The following is a 16,657-nucleotide window of genomic DNA, read 5'->3' on the forward strand; positions in this document are numbered from 1 at the left end:
TCAAATACTGGATTGGCCGTGGTTAACAATTACCCCGGCAAAATGCTCCAGGACTATTCCGCGAGTTGTTGGGCGGATCATGGCTTTGCATATGATCCTATGCGAACCGTCACGCCTCAGCCCTCTATCCTGGAGAAATCCGCGATCCGATTCAAGGTCGCGGGAATCTGGCTCAGGAGACGCAGACGGTTTACTCGGAGGGGGGGCTGGTCGGCATTGACCGTCACCTTGTCGAAGAAGGCGTCCACCGGCGCACGGAGCGCCGCCAGCGCGCCCATGCAGCCGGCGAAGTCCTCCGTGGCCAGCAGGGGCACCGCGGCGCGCTCGGCTTCGGCCAGCGCCTGGAACAGGGCCTTCTCCTCGGGCTGCTCCAGCAGGCCGGCCTCGGGCGCGCCGCCGTGGCCGGTCCCGTCCTTCTTCTCCTCGATCCGGACGATGTTGGTGGCCCGCCGGTAGGCGGTCAGCAGGTTGGCGCCGTCGTCGGTGCCCAGGAAGCCCTGGAGCGCCTGGACCCGCGACAGCAGGCGGACGAGGTCGTCCTCCCCGCCGAGCGCGAACACGGCGTCGACCAGGTCGTGGCGGACGCCCCGGTCGCGCAGCACGACCTTCAGCCGGTCGGCGAAGAAGTCCAGCAGCTGCGGCCCGACCTGGGCGGCCGGCACCAGCTTCTCGGCCCGGTAGAGCCCGTGGGCGATGTCGAACGCGCGGCCCAGGTCCATCCGCAGCCCGTTGTCCACGATCAGGCGGATCAGGCCGAGCGCTGCGCGCCGCAGCGCGTAGGGGTCCTTGGAGCCGGTCGGCCGCTCGTCGATCGCGAAGAACCCGACCAGGGTGTCCAGCTTGTCGGCCAGCGCCACGGCGACGCTGACCGGCGCCGTCGGGCAGCGGTCGTTGGGGCCCAGCGGCTTGTAGTGCTCGGCCACGGCGTCGGCGACCTCGGGGGCCAGCCCCTCGCCCAGCGCGTAGTAGCGGCCCATCACGCCCTGGAGCTCCGGGAACTCCCCGACCATGCCGGACACCAGGTCGGCCTTGGCGAGCCTGGCGGCCAGCCGCGCCCGGTCGGGATCGCAGCCCGGCACGAAGGCGGCCAGTTCGGCGGCCAGGGTCTCCAGCCGGCTGACCTTCTCCGCGACGGTGCCGAGCCGGGCGTGGAAGATCACCGACTCGAGCGCCGGGACCCGCTCCTCCAGCCTGACCTTGCGGTCCTGCTCCCAGAAGAACTTGGCGTCGGACAGCCGGGCGCGCAGCACGCGCTCGTTGCCGGCGATCACCGCCGCCCCGCCGTCCGACGTGACCATGTTGGCGACCACCACGAAGCGCGGCGCCAGCGCGCCGGTCGCGTCGGTCGTGGCGAAATATTTCTGGTGGGTCCGCATGGAGGTGGTCAGCACCTCCGGCGGGACGTCCATGAACTGCCGGTCGATGGCGCCGCTCAGCACGACCGGCCACTCGACCAGCCCGGTGACCTCGTCCAGCAATCCCTCGTCCGGCGCCACCACAAGGCCGTGGGCGCCCGCGGCCTCCGCCGCGTCGGACGCGATCCTGGCCCGGCGCTCGTCCCTGGACAGGATCACGTGGGCGGACCGCAGGCCCTCGCGGTACTGCTCGAAGCTGCGGGCCTCGACCACGGCGTCGGGGGAGAGGAAGCGGTGCCCCCGGGTGGCGTCGACGAATGTCAGGGTTCCCAGCCCGCCCCCCAGATCGAACGACCCTTCCACCGCCTTGCCGTCGAATACCGCCAGGACATGGTGCAGCGGACGGACCCAGCGGAAGCCGCCGGTCGCCCAGCGCATGCTCTTGGGCCAGGGCAGCTCGCGGATCGTCTCGGCGATCAGGCCGGGCAGCACCTCGGCGGTGGCGCGGCCGGGCTTCTCCACCACGGCGAACCAGAACGACCCCTTGCCGGTGTCGCGCTGCTCGCACTGGTCCAGGCTGGACAGGCCGGCACCGCGCAGGAAGCCGGCGACCGCCTGCTCGGGTGAGCCGACGCGCGGTCCCTTGCGTTCCTCCCGGACGTCGGCGGTGCGCCCGGCCAAGCCCTCCACCACCAGCGCCAGCCGGCGCGGGGTCGAATGGGCTTCGCTCGCGGCGGCCTGAAGGCCGGCCGCCTCCAGCTTGGCGGTGACGAGACGCTGGAGATCCTCGGCCGCGCGGGCTTGCATGCGGGCCGGGATGTCCTCGGAGAACAGTTCGATCAGGAGCTGGGGCATGGTTTCCGGCGGTCTGTCAGGAGGTCGGGCCGGCGGCGGATGGGATCGTTGCCGGGGTCGATGCCGGCAATCCCGCCAGCCAAGCCTCGCAGCAGCCCTTGGCGAGCGTCCGGACGCGGCCGATATAGGCGGCCCGCTCGACCACGCTGATCACGCCGCGCGCATCCAGCAGGTTGAACAGGTGGCTCGCCTTGATGCACTGGTCATAGGCGGGCAGGGCCAGCCGGGCGTCCAGCAGCATCCGGCACTCCGCCTCGGCGTCCTTGAAATGCCGGAGCAGCCGGTCGGTGTCGGCATATTCGAAGTTGAAGGTGGAGAACTCCACCTCCGCCCGCTTGAAGACGTCGCCGTAGCGGACGCCGGCGCCGTTGAAGTCCAGGTCGTAGACGTTCTCGACGCCCTGGACATACATGGCGAGCCGTTCCAGGCCGTAGGTCAGCTCGACCGCGACCGGGTCGCACTCGATGCCGCCGACCTGCTGGAAATAGGTGAACTGGGTGACCTCCATGCCGTCGCACCAGACCTCCCAGCCCAGGCCCCAGGCGCCCAGCGTCGGGCTCTCCCAGTCGTCCTCGACGAACCGGATGTCGTGCAGCGCGGGGTCGATCCCCAGGGCGTACAGGCTCTTCAGGTACAGGTCCTGCGCGTCGGCCGGCGACGGCTTCAGGATCACCTGGAACTGGTAGTAATGCTGCAAGCGGTTGGGATTCTCGCCGTAACGGCCGTCCTTGGGCCGGCGCGACGGCTGGACATAGGCCGCGCGCCAGTCCTGCGGCCCCAGCGCCCGCAAGGTCGTCGCCGGGTGGAACGTGCCGGCGCCGACTTCCATGTCGTAGGGCTGGAGGATGACGCAGCCCTGTTCCGCCCAGAAATTCTGGAGCTTCAGGATCAGCCCCTGGAAGCTGAGGGGCCGTGTCGCCGCGCTTGCAGGCGCCATGTTCGCTCACACTTTATGATTATGTTGCAGTGCGTGGACGATACGCGGGCAGTCTGGCGGAATCAAGTGCAGGAGGCGGTGCGTCGGAGCCGGCGTCGCACGACGGGCGAACGGCAAAGGGCCGCATCATCCACAGATGAACGCAGATGGACACGGACAGGATCGAGAAAACATCCGTGCCCATCTGCGTTCATCTGTGGACAAACAACAGGAATCCCCCTCACCGGTAAGGGCAGTCCGGGCGGCCGCAGGCGCTGGTCTTGGTGGCCGACACGTAGACGCCGCAGGAGGCGCAGCGGACCATCTCCTGGGCGTCGCGGGGACGCGGGCGGGGCAGCCCGGCCTCGCGGCGGGCCTGCATCTCGCGCTTCGCCTTGGCGATCGCCTGGGTTCGGGCGACGAACTTGAAGCCGAACCATACGGCGGCGATCAGCAGGACGAGGGTGAGGAATTTCAGCATGCTTCCTCTTAGTGCCCCCGCCCATGCGGGTCAAGCCGGGTGCCGGTCAAGTCAGGTGCCGATCAGGCCGAGCTGCGGGCTGGAAGCCTGGGCGTAGGTCCGTTTCGGGATGCGGCCGGCCTGCCGGGCGGCGTGCCCCGCCTCCACGGCGGCCCGCATCGCCGCCGCCATGCGGCGCGGGTCGCGGGCCTTGGCGACGGCCGTGTTCAGCAGCACGGCGCTGCACCCCAGCTCCAGCGCCAGCGTCGCGTCCGAGGCGGTGCCGATCCCCGCGTCCAGGATCACCGGAACGGAGCTGCGCGCGCAGATCAGCTCGATCGCGTGGGGGTTGGCGATCCCCATGCCGGAGCCGATCGGCGAGCCCAGCGGCATCACCGCCGCGGCGCCGGCGTCGGCCAGCTTGCGGCAGGACACCGGGTCGTCGTTGCAGTAGGGCAGCACGGTGAAGCCGTCGGCGACCAGCTCCTCGGTCGCGCGCCGAAGCTCCTCCACGTCGGGGTGGAGGGTCTCGCGGTCGCCGATCACCTCCAGCTTGATCCAGTCCGTATGCAGGGCCTCGCGGGCGAGGCGGGCGGTCAGCACCGCCTCCCGCGCGGTCGAGCAGCCGGCTGTGTTGGGCAGCAGGACATAGTCGGACCCCAGCAGGTCGACCATGCTCTCGGCATAGCCTTCCAGGCTGATGCGGCGGATCGACACGGTGACGACCTCGGCCCCGCTCGCCGTGATGGAATCGAGCATGACCTGGCGGTTCGGATAGCCGGCGGTGCCGATGAACAGTCGGGAGGTGAGCCTGCGGCCGGCGATCTCGAAGGAATCGGGCGGATGGGACATGGGGGTGCTTTCAGGGCTTCGTAACGGGCGTATCCGGCTTCAGCCGCCGGAGAAGGGGCGGACGATCTCCAGGTCGTCGCCTTCGGCCAGGGCCGTGTCGGCCCAGCGGCCGGCCGGGACGACCTCGCCGTTCAGCGCGACGGCGACGCCGCGGGCTCCGGGAACGACCCCCTTCCCGCGCAGCAGGGCGTCGAGCGTCGGGGCCGCCAGCGGCTCGCGCCGGCCGTTCACCTGGATATGCCGGGGGACATGCGGGGTCATCGAGGTTCCTTCCCACTCTGCGGGCGGCCTGGCGCCGCTCTCTTGACGAATCGATCGATGCCGAACGGGCGGATGACGTCGGCGGTCCGCCCGGTCAGGATATGGTCGGAGACGGCGTCGGCGGTGACCGGGGTCAGCAGGATGCCGTTCCGATGGTGGCCGGTCGCCAGGACCAGCCCGTCCAGCGCCGAAGGCCCCAGGATGGGCGCGTCGTCGCGCGAGCCGGGGCGGAATCCCACCCACAGCTCGTCGATCGGCAGTTCCTCGACACCCGGCAGGGCCCGCCAGGCGCCTTCGAGCAGGGACATGACGCCGCCCGCGGTCAGGTCGGTGTCGAACCCGCGCTCCTCCACCGTGGCGCCGATCACCAGCCGCCCGTCGCGGCGCGGCACCAGGTAGACGCCGGGGGTCCAGACCACGTGGCGCAGCAGCGGCTCGCGCGGGTCCATCCGCAGGGCCGCCATCTGGCCCTTGACCGGCCGGACCGGCGGCCGGGCGTCGTCGGGCAGGCCCGGGACCGTGCGAGACCAGGCGCCGGCCGCCAGCACGGTGACGTCGGCCCGGTGCGCCTCCCCTCCGGCCGCCAGCACGCCGGCGGCGCGCCCGCCCTCGACCAGGATCTCCTCGACCGGGACATGTTCGTGCAGGCGCCCGCCGGCCCGCTCGAAGGCGGTGCGGAGGGCCAGGGCGACCTTCCGGTTGTCCACCTGGTGGTCGCGCGGGCTCAGGATCGCCGCGGCCGTGCCGGCGTGAAGATAGGGCTCGCGGCGCTTGACCTCGGCCCCGGTCAGCCATTCGTGGCCGAGCCCCAGGCTCTTCTGGAGGTCGAAATTGAAGCGCAGGCGCGCCACGTCGTCGGCGTTCAGCGCCACCACCAGGGTGCCCTCGGTGCGCAGCTCGACGTCGATTCCGGAGGCGGCCTGAAGCTCCTCGGCGAAGCCCGGCCACAGGTCCTGGCTGTGCCGGTTAAGCGGCAGCTGGCCTTCCTCGCCGGGCTCGACCTCGACCCCGGCCGCCAGCATGCCGGCGGCGGCATGGCTCGCCCCGCGTCCCGCCTCGCCCTTGTCGAAGATCTCGACCCGGCACCCGGCGGCGGCAAGGCGCCAGCCGATGCCGAGGCCGACCACGCCGGCGCCGACGATGGCGACCGAGGGGCGGTCGGACCGCAGGCCGGTCGAAAATTCGGAAACGGATCGCGCTGTCGTCATGGGGGGCTCCCTTCGTCGGCATTATCCGAACAGGTTCGATGGGTATGATCTCAGCCGGCCCCTCGAAGGACCGGCACCCCAGCCAGATTTTCCGGACTCGCGTCCAGGGTCGCGACTATGCGGCATGCCCCGGTATGACCGCAAGGCTTATCGGGCAGCCGCCCAGCCCGAGTGCCGGCGCTACAGGCCGAAGCGGGACCACATCGCGCGGTCCTCGACGGCATTGACCAGGGCGCCCGCCAGATCGTCGGCGAGGCCGGACGGGGTCAGGCCGGACGGGGTCAGGCCGGACAGCGCCGCTTCCGTCCGGATGCGGCTTCGCCACCAGCGGCGCTCGCCATGGACCAGCCGCAGGTTGACCTTTTCGCCGAAGCGGTCGCGCATGACCGAGCGCAGGTCGCCGAGCCCGTCGACCAGCCCCAGGTCCAGCGCCTTGGCGCCGGTCCAGAATTCCCCCGAGAACAGGTCCTCGTCGGTCCCCTTCAGGCGGTCGCCGCGCCGGCCGCGGACCATGGCCTTGAAGGCGTCGTGGATCTCCGCCTGGATGGCCTTCAGCCGGACGATGTCCTCGTCCCGCTCGGGCTGGAACGGGTCGAGCATGGCCTTCCGGGTGCCGGAGGTATGCACCCGCCGCTCGATCCCGTAGCGGGCGATCAGGTCCTGGAAGCCGAAGCCAGCGGAAACCACGCCGATCGAGCCGATGATCGAGCTGGGATCGGCGTAGATCTCGTCGGCGGCGCAGGCCAGCCAGTAGCCGCCCGATGCGGCGACGTCCTCCGCGAAGGCGAAGACCGGCACCTTCTTCTCGTCCGCCAGCTGGCGGATGCGTCCCGCGACCAGGGCGGACTGGACCGGTGAGCCTCCGGGCGAATTGACCTGGAGCGCCACGGCCTGCTGGCCGGGAACGGAGAAGGCGCGCTGGATGGCGGGCGCCAGGGCCGCCAGGGTGATTCCCGGGCGGAAAGCCCCGCCGGCGCCGATGACGCCGGACAGCCGGAGAACGGAAACGGTGGGGGCGGGCTTGCGACCGAAGGCGGTCATGATACGGCGGATCAGCATGCCGCTTAAGATGGGGCGGGCGCCCTGATTTCAAAGATCCAGCGCGGCGCCGTCGCGCAGGATCGCCTGCGCCGCGCCGGTGAAGCCGCCGTCGGCCTCGTGCAGAACCAGGCCGGGCATCAGGCGGGCGGGGCTGCGGGCCCCCTTGCGCGCGGTCACCACGATGCGCCGGGCGGGCCGGCCGGCCTTGGGCCACAGCGGGACCAGGGTGATCCCGCCGAAACGGCCGCGCAGCAGGGAGATCAGGTCGTCCAGCCGGTCGGCCCGGTGGATGACGGTCAGGGTGCCGCGCGGCTTCACCCGGCGGGCGCAGAAATCGAGCCAGGCCGCCAGGTCGGCCGCGCCCTCGCCGTGCGCCAGGGCGCGGCTTCCGTCCGGCGGCGGGGTGTGGGTGCCGGCCTCCTGGAACGGCGGGTTGGTCATCACCCGGTCGAAGGCCGTGTGGGCAAGCTCCTCCGGCGGCGCCAGCAGGTCGCCTTCCAGGATGCGGACCCTGTCCTCCAGCCCGTTGGCGCGGACATTCTCCGCCCCGAGCGCCGCGAGGCCGGGCTGAAGCTCCAGTCCGGTGACATCGGCGCCGGGAACCCGCGCCGCCAGGCACAGCGTGGCGGCGCCCACGCCCGCGCCGACGTCGAGCACCCGGTCGCCCGCCGCGGCGGGCGTCGCCGCCGCCAGCAGCACCGGGTCGATCGCGGCGCGATAGCCCCGGGCCGGCTGCATCAGGGCGACCCGGCCGCCCAGCAGTCGGTCCGCGGTCCGGCCGTCGCCTTCAGTCGGGGGCAAGGTGGCCCGCCTCCTCCAGGATCCGGCGGGCCGCGGCGTAATCCTCCTCCGCCACCATCAGGCGCCGCGGGATGGCGCCGATGCTGCCTTCCAGGATGCTGGTGTAGGTGTCGAGCACGACGGCCTCTATGCCGGCATCGGCCAGCAGGGCCGTCAGCCACGAGAGCAGCACCGGATCGACCGTGCGCAGGAGTTCCTTCATCGATATCTCTCCGGAAGGCGGGCGGAAGGGGCCGGCGAACCTGTCCCCGCCTGCGAATAGCACGGCGGAGGGGCCATGGAAACGGCAGGCCGCCGCGGCTCCGCGTGCGGCGATTTTGACAGCGCACTTGACCAGCGAAGTCCTGTCCTTATGCTCGCTAGCGATTCGTGCCCTGCCACGCCATGCTGGAGACCAAATTGGCGGTCGTCACCAACCTCAGCCTGAAACGATCAAACCCCGACGTGAACGCACTCGATAAGCTGACGGACCTGGTCGCCGACGACCTCAAGGCCTGCAACACCCTGATCATCGACCGGATGCAGTCGCCGGTCGAGCTGATCCCGCAACTCGCCGGATACATCATCGCGGCGGGCGGGAAGCGGCTCCGCCCGGTGCTGACGCTCGCCTCGGCCCGGCTGTGCGGCTACGAGGGGACCCGGCACCAGGCGCTCGCCGCCTGCGTCGAGTTCATCCACACCGCCACCCTGCTCCACGACGACGTGGTGGACGAGAGCGACCTGCGCCGGGGACTGGCGTCCGCCAACGCGGTGTTCGGCAACAAGGCGAGCGTTCTGGTCGGGGACTTCCTGTTCAGCCGCTCCTTCCAGCTGATGGTCGAGGACGGCTCGCTCGAGGTGCTGCGCATCCTGTCCCACGCCTCCGCGGTCATCGCGGAGGGCGAGGTGCTCCAGCTCACCACCTCCAACGACACCGGCACCAGCGAGCAGGCCTACCTGGACGTCATCCGCGCCAAGACGGCGGAGCTGTTCGCCGCCGCCTGCCAGATCGGCGCGGTGGTGGCGTCGCGCCCGGCGGTGGAGGGCGACGCCCTGTTCGCCTACGGGCTCAACCTCGGCATCGCGTTCCAGCTGGTCGACGACGTGCTGGACTATTCGGCCCTGCAGGCCCGGCTGGGCAAGACGGTCGGCGACGATTTCCGCGAGGGCAAGATCACCCTGCCGGTGATCCTGGCCTACCGCCGCGGCAGCGACGAGGACCGTGCCTTCTGGCACCGCACCGTCGAGGAGATGGAGCAGGGCGACGGCGACCTGGACCGCGCCATCGCGATGATGAACCAGCTCGGAACGCTGCGCGACACCGTGGAGCGCGCCCGGCACTACGGCGCCATCGCCCGCGACTCCCTCGGCATCTTCCCCGACGGGCCGGAGAAGCGCGCCCTGCTGGACGTCATCGACTTCGTGATCGACCGGGAGTTCTGATCCGGTTCGCGACTATCCGCAGTTTCGTCGGCGCATCGTGGAATTCGGCTCTTGCGCGGGGGCAGCCTACCCGGTATATACCCGCCCACGCCGCCTCGCGGCGGATATCCAGGGTAACGGAGTGTAGCTCAGCCTGGTAGAGCACTGTCTTCGGGAGGCAGGGGCCGGAGGTTCGAATCCTCTCACTCCGACCATGATACAAAAAGGGCCTCGGCATCGCCGAGGCCCTTTTTGCTGCGGGCCGGTCCGGGCTTACGCAGCCCGGATCCGGGTCAGGAAGCCGTCGATGGTGCCGCGCAGGCGTGCCGCCTCCTGGGAAAGCTGCTCGGAGACCGTCAGGACCTGTTCCGCGGTTCGCCCGGTCTCGACCGCGGCGCTGCTCACATCCGCGATGGTGCCCGAAACGTTGGAGGTTCCGACCGCGGCTTGCTGAACGTTGCGGGCGATTTCGCCGGTCGCAAGGCTTTGGGCCTGCACCGCGTTGGCGACCGTGGTGGAGATCCCGTTGATCTCGTTGATGACCGATCCGATGCTCTTGATCCCGGCGGCCGTCTCGCTGGAAACCCGCCGCATGTCGGCGACCTGGGCGCTGATGTCCTCGGTGGCGCGGGCCGTCTGGGTGGCGAGACCCTTGACTTCCGCCGCCACGACCGCGAACCCTTTGCCGGCTTCTCCGGCGCGGGCGGCTTCGATGGTCGCGTTGAGCGCCAGCAAATTGGTCTGGTTGGCGATGGACGAGATCATGTCCACCACCGCCCCGATCCTCTCCGCCGCCGCCGTCAGGCCGATGACCTGCGTGTCGGCCTCGTCCGCCGACTGTACCGCCCGCTTCGCGATTTCGGTCGAGGAGGACATCTGCTTGCCGATCTCCCGGATGGAAGCTTCCAGTTCCTCGGTGGCGGCGGCCACGGTCTCCACGTTTGTGCTGGCTTGAAGGGCTGCGGCCGCGACTTCGTTGGCTTGCCGGCTGGTCCGGTCGGCCGTGCCGTTCATCGCGCGGGCCGTTCCGCCCATTCTGGTCGCCGCTTGATCGATACCGTCGACGGCGGCCGCCACCGCGTTCTCCAACTCGTCCGCCATGGCGAGCATGATCCGGCGGCGCTCGGCTTCGGCCCGCTCCTGGTCCTCCACGCGCTGGGCCATCATGCGCTTCAGGTCGGTCAGCATCGTCTTCAGCGCGGTGCCCAGGGCGCCGACTTCGTCTCCCTGGCGGACATCCAGGTCCTGGTCGAAGTTTCCGGCGGCGATCCCTTCGGCGAAGCGCGCCGCTTGCCGGATCGGCCGGGCGATGCCGCCGGCGACGAACCACATCAGCGCTATCGCGCCGCCTGCCACCGCCACGCCGACCGCGATCTGCAGGAGTGTGTTGATCTCGGCGCGGCGAGTCAGGTCGGCGCCCAGCTTCGTCGCCTCCGCCACGACTACGGCTTGCGGCACCTTGATCATGACCGACCAAGGCTTTTCGGTGCGGCCGAGCGTGATCGGAGTCATGACCTTCAGTTCGCCCGTCCCGGAGTCGAGGTCGACCGCCGCCTGACCGAGGCTGATCCGGGCGATGTCGTCGGCCCAGTTCCGGTTGATCTCGGACAAGGGGCGTCCGACGAGTTCCGGACGTCCGCTATGGGCGACGATCAACCCCATGTTGCTGAGGATGATGACCTCGTTCTTGCCGCCATACAGCGAGGCGCTGACCGACTTGGCCAATTTCTGTATGAAGTCCAGGTTGAAGTCGGCGCCCGCGACGCCGCGGAACTTGCCGCCGATCTTGATGGGCACCGACAGTGTCGCGAGGAACACCTGCTTGCCCTGAACGACGTAGGGAAGCGGATCGAGCACGCTTTCCAGGCCGGTTTCCTTCGGGCCGATATACCAGCCACCTTTCATGACGCCGTTGGGGTGAAGGTCGCGGCTGTCATATTCGACCAGAGGCTGCACCGCGATACGCCCGTTGGGGTCGCGGTTCCAATAGGGGATGAAACGGCCGGTTCCGTCCGACCCCTCCCTGGAACTCAGCCGGAACTCGGCGTCGCGTCCGTCAAGGGCATCCGGCTCCCAGGCCGTGTAGGTGCCGTTGAACCGCGGGTTCTTCTCCAGCACGTTCAGCAGGATACCGTTGATCTGCTTGCGCCGAAGCTCGACCGGCGTGCCGAACTCTTCACCGGAGGCCAGCATCTCGAAAGTGTGAGCCATGGTGCGGGCCGCGTCCAGGGCGGTTTCCAATTCCACCTGGATGCTGCCGGCTTGGGTCGAGGCGACGGCTTGAAGCGCTTCCTTGGTCTTGCTGTCCAGCAGTTCGGTAACGTTGCGAGTGACGAAGCTCTGGTTGCTGCTGGTTGAGACAACCCCATAAACTACCAAGGCGGTCGCCGATCCGATAAGGCACAGCCCGGCCAAAGCTGCGATCTTCGTTTGAATGGATTTCAGTTTTATCATGGTTCTTATCCACTCCTGAGCGGTTCCGCTTTCCTGGCGGGAGCTTCAAGTCTTTGCGAGCCGGCAAGAAATTACCCTGTCCAGAAAAGCACCCTCAATTCTTGCCTGAGTTAGTTTAAATAAAAGTAGAAATCTTAGCGCTTATTGTCGTGGCAAGTTGTCACGCTTCGAAAGTTTATATCATGTTTGTCTTACGTCGTCCGTCTGATCATGAATCGTACCGGATCCTGACGTAATGTATCCTTGGCAGAGAAAGGAATTTTCTTGATGGCCGCATCTATCGGAGGATCGGGGATCGAGACCAATCCTTATGCCAGTGATGGTGAGGAAGGCTTGGCAAGAATCCGATAAAGCCGTTGCGGCCGAGCAAGGAGGGTGATCCGCGCCGCCATGGTGCGACAACGGCCTTTTCCCTGGAACCATGCTTTCACTGGCGGTGCTTCAGTATGGGTCCCCGGAGCGCCGCTTCGATGGCTGGCGATCAGCGGCACGCGCAGCTTCCGATCGCCGGCTCATTCGGCGGCATCGCGCCGGGGTCCGCATGGCGCTCTTCGCCGCCGGAACGACGCGCCCGGCAGGCATGATTGTCCATGGTGACCGGAGCATGGATGGAGGGTGCCGGCTTTCTCCGGGCCTAGCCGTTCCTAGGTTCCGGCGCGGACCGTGTCGGCGGGCTGGGCGGAAGCGCTGGCCCTGACCGGCAGGATGCAGCGGATGCAGGTGCCCTCGTTCACGCGGCTTTCGATCTCGACCCGGCCGCCGTGCAGCTCGATGAAGCTCTTGACCAGCGACAGGCCCAGGCCGGCCCCGGTCTGGCGGGCCTGGGGGTTGGCCCGCTCGAAGCGGCCGAACACCCGCTCCTGGTCGGCCGCCGGGATGCCGATGCCGGTGTCGCTCACCGCCAGCACGAAGGAGCCGCCGACCCGTTCGGCGGAAACCAGGATCCTGCCGCCCGGCGGGGTGAACTTGATGGCGTTGCTGATCAGGTTGAACACCGCCTGCTTCAGCCGCTTCTCGTCGGCCTCGATCGTGCCGATGTCGTCGGCATGCTCGATTTCCAGCCTCAGGTTCTGCTTGCGCGCCCAGTCGCGGGTCAGACCCAGCACGCTGCCGAGCAAGGCGGGGATGTCGACCGGCGCCCGCTCCAGCACCATGAAGCCTGCCTCGACCGTGGCCAGGTCCAGGATGTCGTTGATCAGCAGCAGCAGCCGCTGGCCGCTGTCCAGCACGGCGCGGCTGTATTCGAGCTGGCGCTCGTTCAGTTCGCCGAAATACTGGTTCGCCAGGATCTCCGCGAAGCCCATGATGGCGTTCAGCGGCGTCCGCAGCTGGTAGGACACGTTGGCGATGAACTCCGCCTTCAGGCGGTCGGCCGCCTCCAGCGCCGCGTTGCGCTCGCGCAGCGCCTGCTCGACCCTGACGCTGTCGGTGACGTCCAGGAAACTGGTCAGCACCGCGCCGTCGGGCAGCGGCACGCTGGAGAATTCGACGACCGAGCCGTCCGCCCGCTCGATCCGGCCGTTGCGCGCGGCCCGCTCCAGGGTGCTCGCGATGCTCTCGTTCTTGAACCCGTCCCAGTCGTTGCCGAAGTCGAAGAAGTCCTTCATCTTCTCGACCAGCTCGACCAGGTGCGGCTCGCCGTTCAGGTCCTCGGACCGCAGCCGCCAGATCCGGGCATAGGCCGGGTTCGACAGCTTCAGCCTGCCGTCGCCGCCGAACACCGCGATGCCTTCGGCCAGGTTGTCCAGGCTCTCCTGCTGGACCGCCATCAAGGTGTTGTAGGAGGACTCCAGCGCCAGCGCGTTGGTCACGTCCTCCAGGATGAACATCAGGCCGCCGAAGGGGTGCGGGACCAGCAGCATGCGCAGCGTCGTGCCGTCCGGAAGGTGGAGCAGGTCCTCGGCCGGTTCGATCAGGGAAGTGAACTTGGACAGCTGCTCGCGCTTGTAGCGCGGGAAGTCGGCATGCTCCGGCAGGCGCCGGCGAGCCCGCAGGTCCTCCATCACCTCGCCGTAGGTCGGCTCGGTCTCCAGCCATCCCTCGTCCAGGCCCCAGAGCGAGACATAGGCCTGGTTGAAGAACAGCAGGCGGGTGTCGGCGCCGTAGATCGCGATCGGCGAGCCCAGCTGTTCCAGCACTTCGCCGTGGGCGGCGATGTGGCGGTTCAGTTCCCGGCGCAGGTCCTCCTGGGGCGTCAGGTCGAGCGCGTAGCCGACCAGCATGGCCGCCTGCGATCCCGCGGCCTCCGCCGCCGGGGCCACGGAGACCACGGGGGCCTCGGTGACCTCGATCAGGCGGCGCGCGCCGTCGATGACCAGGTGCTGGGTTTCCGACCGGGCGGCACCGTCGGCCCTGGCCTGTTCGGCGAGCGACCGGCGCGGCCCGTCGAGCGGCGCCGGCACCAGTTCGCTCTGCCGCTCCAGCGCCTGGTCGCGGGTAAGGTCGAGCGCGTCGGCATAGGCCTTGTTGCACCAGGCGATCGACAGGTCCCGGCGGCGCAGCCAGATCGGGAAGGGGACCCGGTCGAGCGCCGCGCGGATCTCCTCCAGCGTTTGGAGGGCGGCCGTGCGGGCCTGGGTCTGGCGGGTGATCTCGCCCGTGATGTGGCCGATGTCGCGGGCCCACAGGACGTCGAAGCTCTCCCCGCTGCCCGGACCGCCCCGGCTCCCGGCGCCGCGCGACCCGCTCAGTTCCAGCACCCGGCCGCCGTCCGCCGTCGTGACCACGATCCGGAAGGGCTTCCCGGTCCGGCGCAGATGCCCGAAGGCGCCGTTGAGCGCCGCCGCGTCGCTCGGCGCCAGGGCGGTCTCGATATCCTCCAGCCGGTCGCAGCGCCCGATCCCGAGCAGCCCGGCGAATCCGGGGGAAATCGCGTGGGTGCCGTCCGGGCTCCAGCCGCACCAGGCATCCGGGGAGGCCGACAGCAGCGCCTCCAGCCGGTCGATCTCTCCCTGCAGGTCCGCCGCCCGCTTCGACTTGCCGCGCACCCGGAGGGTCTGCAAGGCAAGGCCGACGACCCCCGCCAGGGCCGCCGCGCCCAGCGTGATCATCGACCCGCTGGGCCCCAAGTCGACGGCCGGAGTCTGCGCGCAGGCCGACGTCGCCGTCAGTGTCGCGCCGGCGGCAGCCAGGAGGATCGTGTGTTTTGAAGCCAGCGTTCTCACGGGGAGGGTGTTAGTTAACCTAGTTTAACTCAATCGATGAACGACGTTACATAAACGATCGGCTTTCGTCCATCCTTACGCCCTTGGCGGGCAGCTCTTTCGGCCTTGGGGGCGGATTTTTTCTTTGGATCGACGTCCGATAAACCTGCGGGTGAGGAGTGGCGGGCGGCGGGCGCGCCCGCCGCCCGCGGTTCCTTACGTCGGGTGGTCTACTGGTTGGGGGACCGGGTTATGGTCTTGATCGGCCCGCGCGGATTGCCGGACATTTCGGCGATCTTGCGGTCCTGTGCCTCGATGATGGCGCGTGCCGGCTCGTCGCCGTCGAGGCCGCCGACTTCGGAGCTGGGAACCTTGCGGTTCGATGTCTTGACGCCATCCTGGTACACGACGTCGAACAGGACGTACGCGTTGTCGGTCGGCTGCTTTTTTCGGGCCATTGCCCCTCTCCCGATGCGATGCAGGGTCAACGGACTTCTTTAGGGCATCGGATCGACCTGCCGACACCGTATCTATAGGCCTATGACGTTCGGTTCGGGGCGGTCTCGCCCTGTGCGACATCGGCCTGGCCCTCGCCGGCGGGATCATCGTCCGACGTCTCCGGGCCGTGGGAAGCCTTGCGCTGGGCAACGGCCTCCTCCTTCTGGCGAAGCTTCTCCTGCTTCTTCTGTTCCTTGGCGCGATTGCGGTCGGCGCGCTGCTGGTTGTAGTTGGGCTTGAATGCCATGGAACCTCCTGGGACTGGCGCGCACTGTAGCACGCCGGCCCGACGCCACCGCAACCCCCCGCCGCACGCTTTCGCGGATTCCGGCCGATCGCCGGGTACCGGTCGGCGGCGGTCTGGGCTAGAGTGCCCGCGCCGGAAATCACCATGACCATCGCCAGGCCCGACGGACGGATGCCACCCATGACGCCAGCCCCAGCCCCGATCGGCGCCGCGGAACCGAACCGCGACGGGTTCACCGACATCCGGCCCGACGGGTGGATCGACCGCCATGCCCCGGCTGCCGTGCGGCCCTACCTGAAGCTGGCGCGGCTGGACCGCCCGATCGGGACCTGGCTGCTGCTGTTCCCCTGCTGGTGGAGCCAGGCGCTGGCGACCCAGGGCTGGCCCGATCCCTGGATGATGATCCTGTTCGGGATCGGCGCCGTCGTGATGCGCGGCGCCGGCTGCACGGTGAACGACATCCTGGACCGGGACATCGACGGCCGGGTGGAGCGGACCCGGACCCGGCCGATCCCCAGCGGGCAGGTGACGGTGCGCCAGGCGCTGGCGTTCCTGGTGCTCCAGATGCTGGTCGGCTTGGCGGTGCTGGTGCAGTTCAACCTCTTCACGATAGCGCTCGGGGCGGCGTCCCTGGTCCTGGTCTTCACCTATCCGCTGATGAAGCGGATCACTTGGTGGCCCCAGGCCTTCCTGGGACTGACCTTCAATTGGGGCGCGCTGGTCGGCTGGGCGGCGGTGACGGGCGGGCTCGACCTGCCGGCGCTTCTCCTCTACGCCGCCGGGATCGTCTGGACGCTGGGATACGACACGATCTACGCCCACCAGGACAAGGAGGACGACGCCCGCATCGGCGTCAAGTCGACGGCGCTGCGCCTGGGCGACGCCTCCAAGATCTGGATCTACGGCTTCTACACGCTGACCTATGGCGGGCTGCTCGCGGCCGGGCTGGCCGCCGGGCTGGGCCTCTGGTTCCAGCTCCTGCTGACGGCGGCGCTGCTCCAGCTCGCCTGGCAGGTCGGGACCTGGCGGCCGGACGATCCGGCGGACTGCCTGTCCAAGTTCAAGTCGAACCGCTGGTTCGGCTGGCTGGTGCTGGGCGCCATCGTCGCAGGCCGGGTGCTGTGACCGGCTGACCCGGCGAATCCGCTTGCGCGGTGCCGGGGCG

At 69.2% G+C, this 16,657-nt stretch carries 15 protein-coding genes, 1 tRNA gene and 1 riboswitch; of the genes, 3 read left to right on the forward strand and 13 right to left on the reverse strand.

What is annotated here, in order from left to right:
- Positions 1–116: 116 nt before the first annotated feature.
- From glyS to IGS68_RS02605, 9 genes are all read right to left on the reverse strand, one after another.
- Positions 117–2,210 carry a glycine--tRNA ligase subunit beta gene (glyS, locus tag IGS68_RS02570; protein WP_201077103.1) on the reverse strand — a complete coding sequence of 698 codons (2,094 nt, stop codon included), beginning with the start codon at positions 2,208–2,210 and terminating at the stop codon, positions 117–119.
- Positions 2,211–2,226: 16 nt separating this feature from the next.
- The gene (locus IGS68_RS02575) at positions 2,227–3,147 is read right to left on the reverse strand and encodes a glycine--tRNA ligase subunit alpha (RefSeq protein ID WP_201077105.1); all 921 of its coding nucleotides are present in this window, start codon (positions 3,145–3,147) and stop codon (positions 2,227–2,229) included.
- Positions 3,148–3,367: 220 nt separating this feature from the next.
- On the reverse strand, positions 3,368–3,607 hold the full coding sequence (locus IGS68_RS02580; RefSeq protein ID WP_201077107.1) for a hypothetical protein: 240 nt from the start codon (positions 3,605–3,607) through the stop codon (positions 3,368–3,370).
- Positions 3,608–3,658: 51 nt separating this feature from the next.
- Complete coding sequence (gene thiG / locus IGS68_RS02585; RefSeq protein WP_247881142.1) at positions 3,659–4,438, reverse strand: thiazole synthase; 780 nt, start codon at positions 4,436–4,438, stop codon at positions 3,659–3,661.
- 39 nt (positions 4,439–4,477) lie between these two features.
- On the reverse strand, positions 4,478–4,699 hold the full coding sequence (thiS, locus tag IGS68_RS35320) for a sulfur carrier protein ThiS (protein ID WP_247881143.1): 222 nt from the start codon (positions 4,697–4,699) through the stop codon (positions 4,478–4,480).
- Positions 4,696–5,907, reverse strand: a complete 1,212-nt coding sequence (gene thiO / locus IGS68_RS02590; RefSeq protein WP_201077110.1) for a glycine oxidase ThiO — start codon at positions 5,905–5,907, stop codon at positions 4,696–4,698. The genes thiS and thiO overlap by 4 nt, the downstream gene beginning before the upstream one ends.
- Positions 5,898–5,998, reverse strand: a riboswitch (TPP riboswitch). It overlaps the preceding gene by 10 nt.
- An 89-nt stretch (positions 5,999–6,087) precedes the next feature.
- On the reverse strand, positions 6,088–6,948 hold the full coding sequence (locus IGS68_RS02595; RefSeq protein ID WP_247881144.1) for a S49 family peptidase: 861 nt from the start codon (positions 6,946–6,948) through the stop codon (positions 6,088–6,090).
- Positions 6,949–6,996: 48 nt separating this feature from the next.
- Complete coding sequence (locus IGS68_RS02600; protein WP_247881145.1) at positions 6,997–7,749, reverse strand: tRNA1(Val) (adenine(37)-N6)-methyltransferase; 753 nt, start codon at positions 7,747–7,749, stop codon at positions 6,997–6,999.
- Positions 7,736–7,951: a putative signal transducing protein gene (locus tag IGS68_RS02605; RefSeq protein ID WP_201077114.1), complete on the reverse strand. Its 216-nt coding sequence runs from the start codon at positions 7,949–7,951 to the stop codon at positions 7,736–7,738. The genes IGS68_RS02600 and IGS68_RS02605 overlap by 14 nt, the downstream gene beginning before the upstream one ends.
- Positions 7,952–8,148: 197 nt before the next feature.
- On the opposite strand from IGS68_RS02605, the gene IGS68_RS02610 reads away from it, so the two are divergent.
- Both IGS68_RS02610 and IGS68_RS02615 read left to right on the forward strand, forming a co-directional pair.
- Complete coding sequence (locus IGS68_RS02610; protein ID WP_371821901.1) at positions 8,149–9,171, forward strand: polyprenyl synthetase family protein; 1,023 nt, start codon at positions 8,149–8,151, stop codon at positions 9,169–9,171.
- Between the two features lie 117 nt (positions 9,172–9,288).
- Positions 9,289–9,365, forward strand: a tRNA-Pro gene (locus tag IGS68_RS02615).
- 58 nt (positions 9,366–9,423) lie between these two features.
- Here the strand turns inward: IGS68_RS02615 and IGS68_RS02620 are convergent.
- The 4 genes from IGS68_RS02620 to IGS68_RS02635 all read right to left on the reverse strand — a co-directional run bounded on the left by IGS68_RS02620 (position 9,424) and on the right by IGS68_RS02635 (position 15,492).
- On the reverse strand, positions 9,424–11,529 hold the full coding sequence (locus IGS68_RS02620) for a methyl-accepting chemotaxis protein (RefSeq protein ID WP_371821877.1): 2,106 nt from the start codon (positions 11,527–11,529) through the stop codon (positions 9,424–9,426).
- A gap of 719 nt (positions 11,530–12,248) precedes the next feature.
- Positions 12,249–14,654 carry a PAS domain-containing sensor histidine kinase gene (locus tag IGS68_RS02625; RefSeq protein ID WP_305800080.1) on the reverse strand — a complete coding sequence of 802 codons (2,406 nt, stop codon included), beginning with the start codon at positions 14,652–14,654 and terminating at the stop codon, positions 12,249–12,251.
- Between the two features lie 323 nt (positions 14,655–14,977).
- Positions 14,978–15,205 (reverse strand): hypothetical protein, encoded by a 228-nt coding sequence (locus tag IGS68_RS02630; RefSeq protein WP_158043727.1) that lies wholly within the window; start codon positions 15,203–15,205, stop codon positions 14,978–14,980.
- Positions 15,206–15,285: 80 nt separating this feature from the next.
- Positions 15,286–15,492 carry a hypothetical protein gene (locus tag IGS68_RS02635; RefSeq protein ID WP_201077119.1) on the reverse strand — a complete coding sequence of 69 codons (207 nt, stop codon included), beginning with the start codon at positions 15,490–15,492 and terminating at the stop codon, positions 15,286–15,288.
- A gap of 180 nt (positions 15,493–15,672) precedes the next feature.
- Here IGS68_RS02635 and ubiA point away from each other — a divergent pair, with 180 nt between their 5' ends.
- Positions 15,673–16,617 (forward strand): 4-hydroxybenzoate octaprenyltransferase, encoded by a 945-nt coding sequence (gene ubiA, locus IGS68_RS02640; RefSeq protein WP_201077121.1) that lies wholly within the window; start codon positions 15,673–15,675, stop codon positions 16,615–16,617.
- Positions 16,618–16,657 lie beyond the last annotated feature (40 nt).

Source organism: Skermanella sp. TT6 (assembly GCF_016653635.2).
Lineage (GTDB): Bacteria > Pseudomonadota > Alphaproteobacteria > Azospirillales > Azospirillaceae > Skermanella > Skermanella cutis.

Bases quoted from the DNA above. Each gene is read 5' to 3' on its own strand.
- IGS68_RS02580 (WP_201077107.1), bottom strand. From the start codon at position 3,607: ATGCTGAAATTCCTCACCCTCGTCCTGCTGATCGCCGCCGTATGGTTC.
- IGS68_RS02625 (WP_305800080.1), bottom strand. From the start codon at position 14,654: ATGATCACGCTGGGCGCGGCGGCCCTGGCGGGGGTCGTCGGCCTTGCC.
- ubiA (WP_201077121.1), top strand. From the start codon at position 15,673: ATGACGCCAGCCCCAGCCCCGATCGGCGCCGCGGAACCGAACCGCGAC.
- IGS68_RS02635 (WP_201077119.1), bottom strand. From the start codon at position 15,492: ATGGCATTCAAGCCCAACTACAACCAGCAGCGCGCCGACCGCAATCGC.
- glyS (WP_201077103.1), bottom strand. From the start codon at position 2,210: ATGCCCCAGCTCCTGATCGAACTGTTCTCCGAGGACATCCCGGCCCGC.
- IGS68_RS02595 (WP_247881144.1), bottom strand. From the start codon at position 6,948: ATGACCGCCTTCGGTCGCAAGCCCGCCCCCACCGTTTCCGTTCTCCGG.
- thiS (WP_247881143.1), bottom strand. From the start codon at position 4,699: ATGACCCCGCATGTCCCCCGGCATATCCAGGTGAACGGCCGGCGCGAG.
- IGS68_RS02605 (WP_201077114.1), bottom strand. From the start codon at position 7,951: ATGAAGGAACTCCTGCGCACGGTCGATCCGGTGCTGCTCTCGTGGCTG.
- IGS68_RS02630 (WP_158043727.1), bottom strand. From the start codon at position 15,205: ATGGCCCGAAAAAAGCAGCCGACCGACAACGCGTACGTCCTGTTCGAC.
- thiG (WP_247881142.1), bottom strand. From the start codon at position 4,438: ATGTCCCATCCGCCCGATTCCTTCGAGATCGCCGGCCGCAGGCTCACC.
- IGS68_RS02575 (WP_201077105.1), bottom strand. From the start codon at position 3,147: ATGGCGCCTGCAAGCGCGGCGACACGGCCCCTCAGCTTCCAGGGGCTG.
- thiO (WP_201077110.1), bottom strand. From the start codon at position 5,907: ATGACGACAGCGCGATCCGTTTCCGAATTTTCGACCGGCCTGCGGTCC.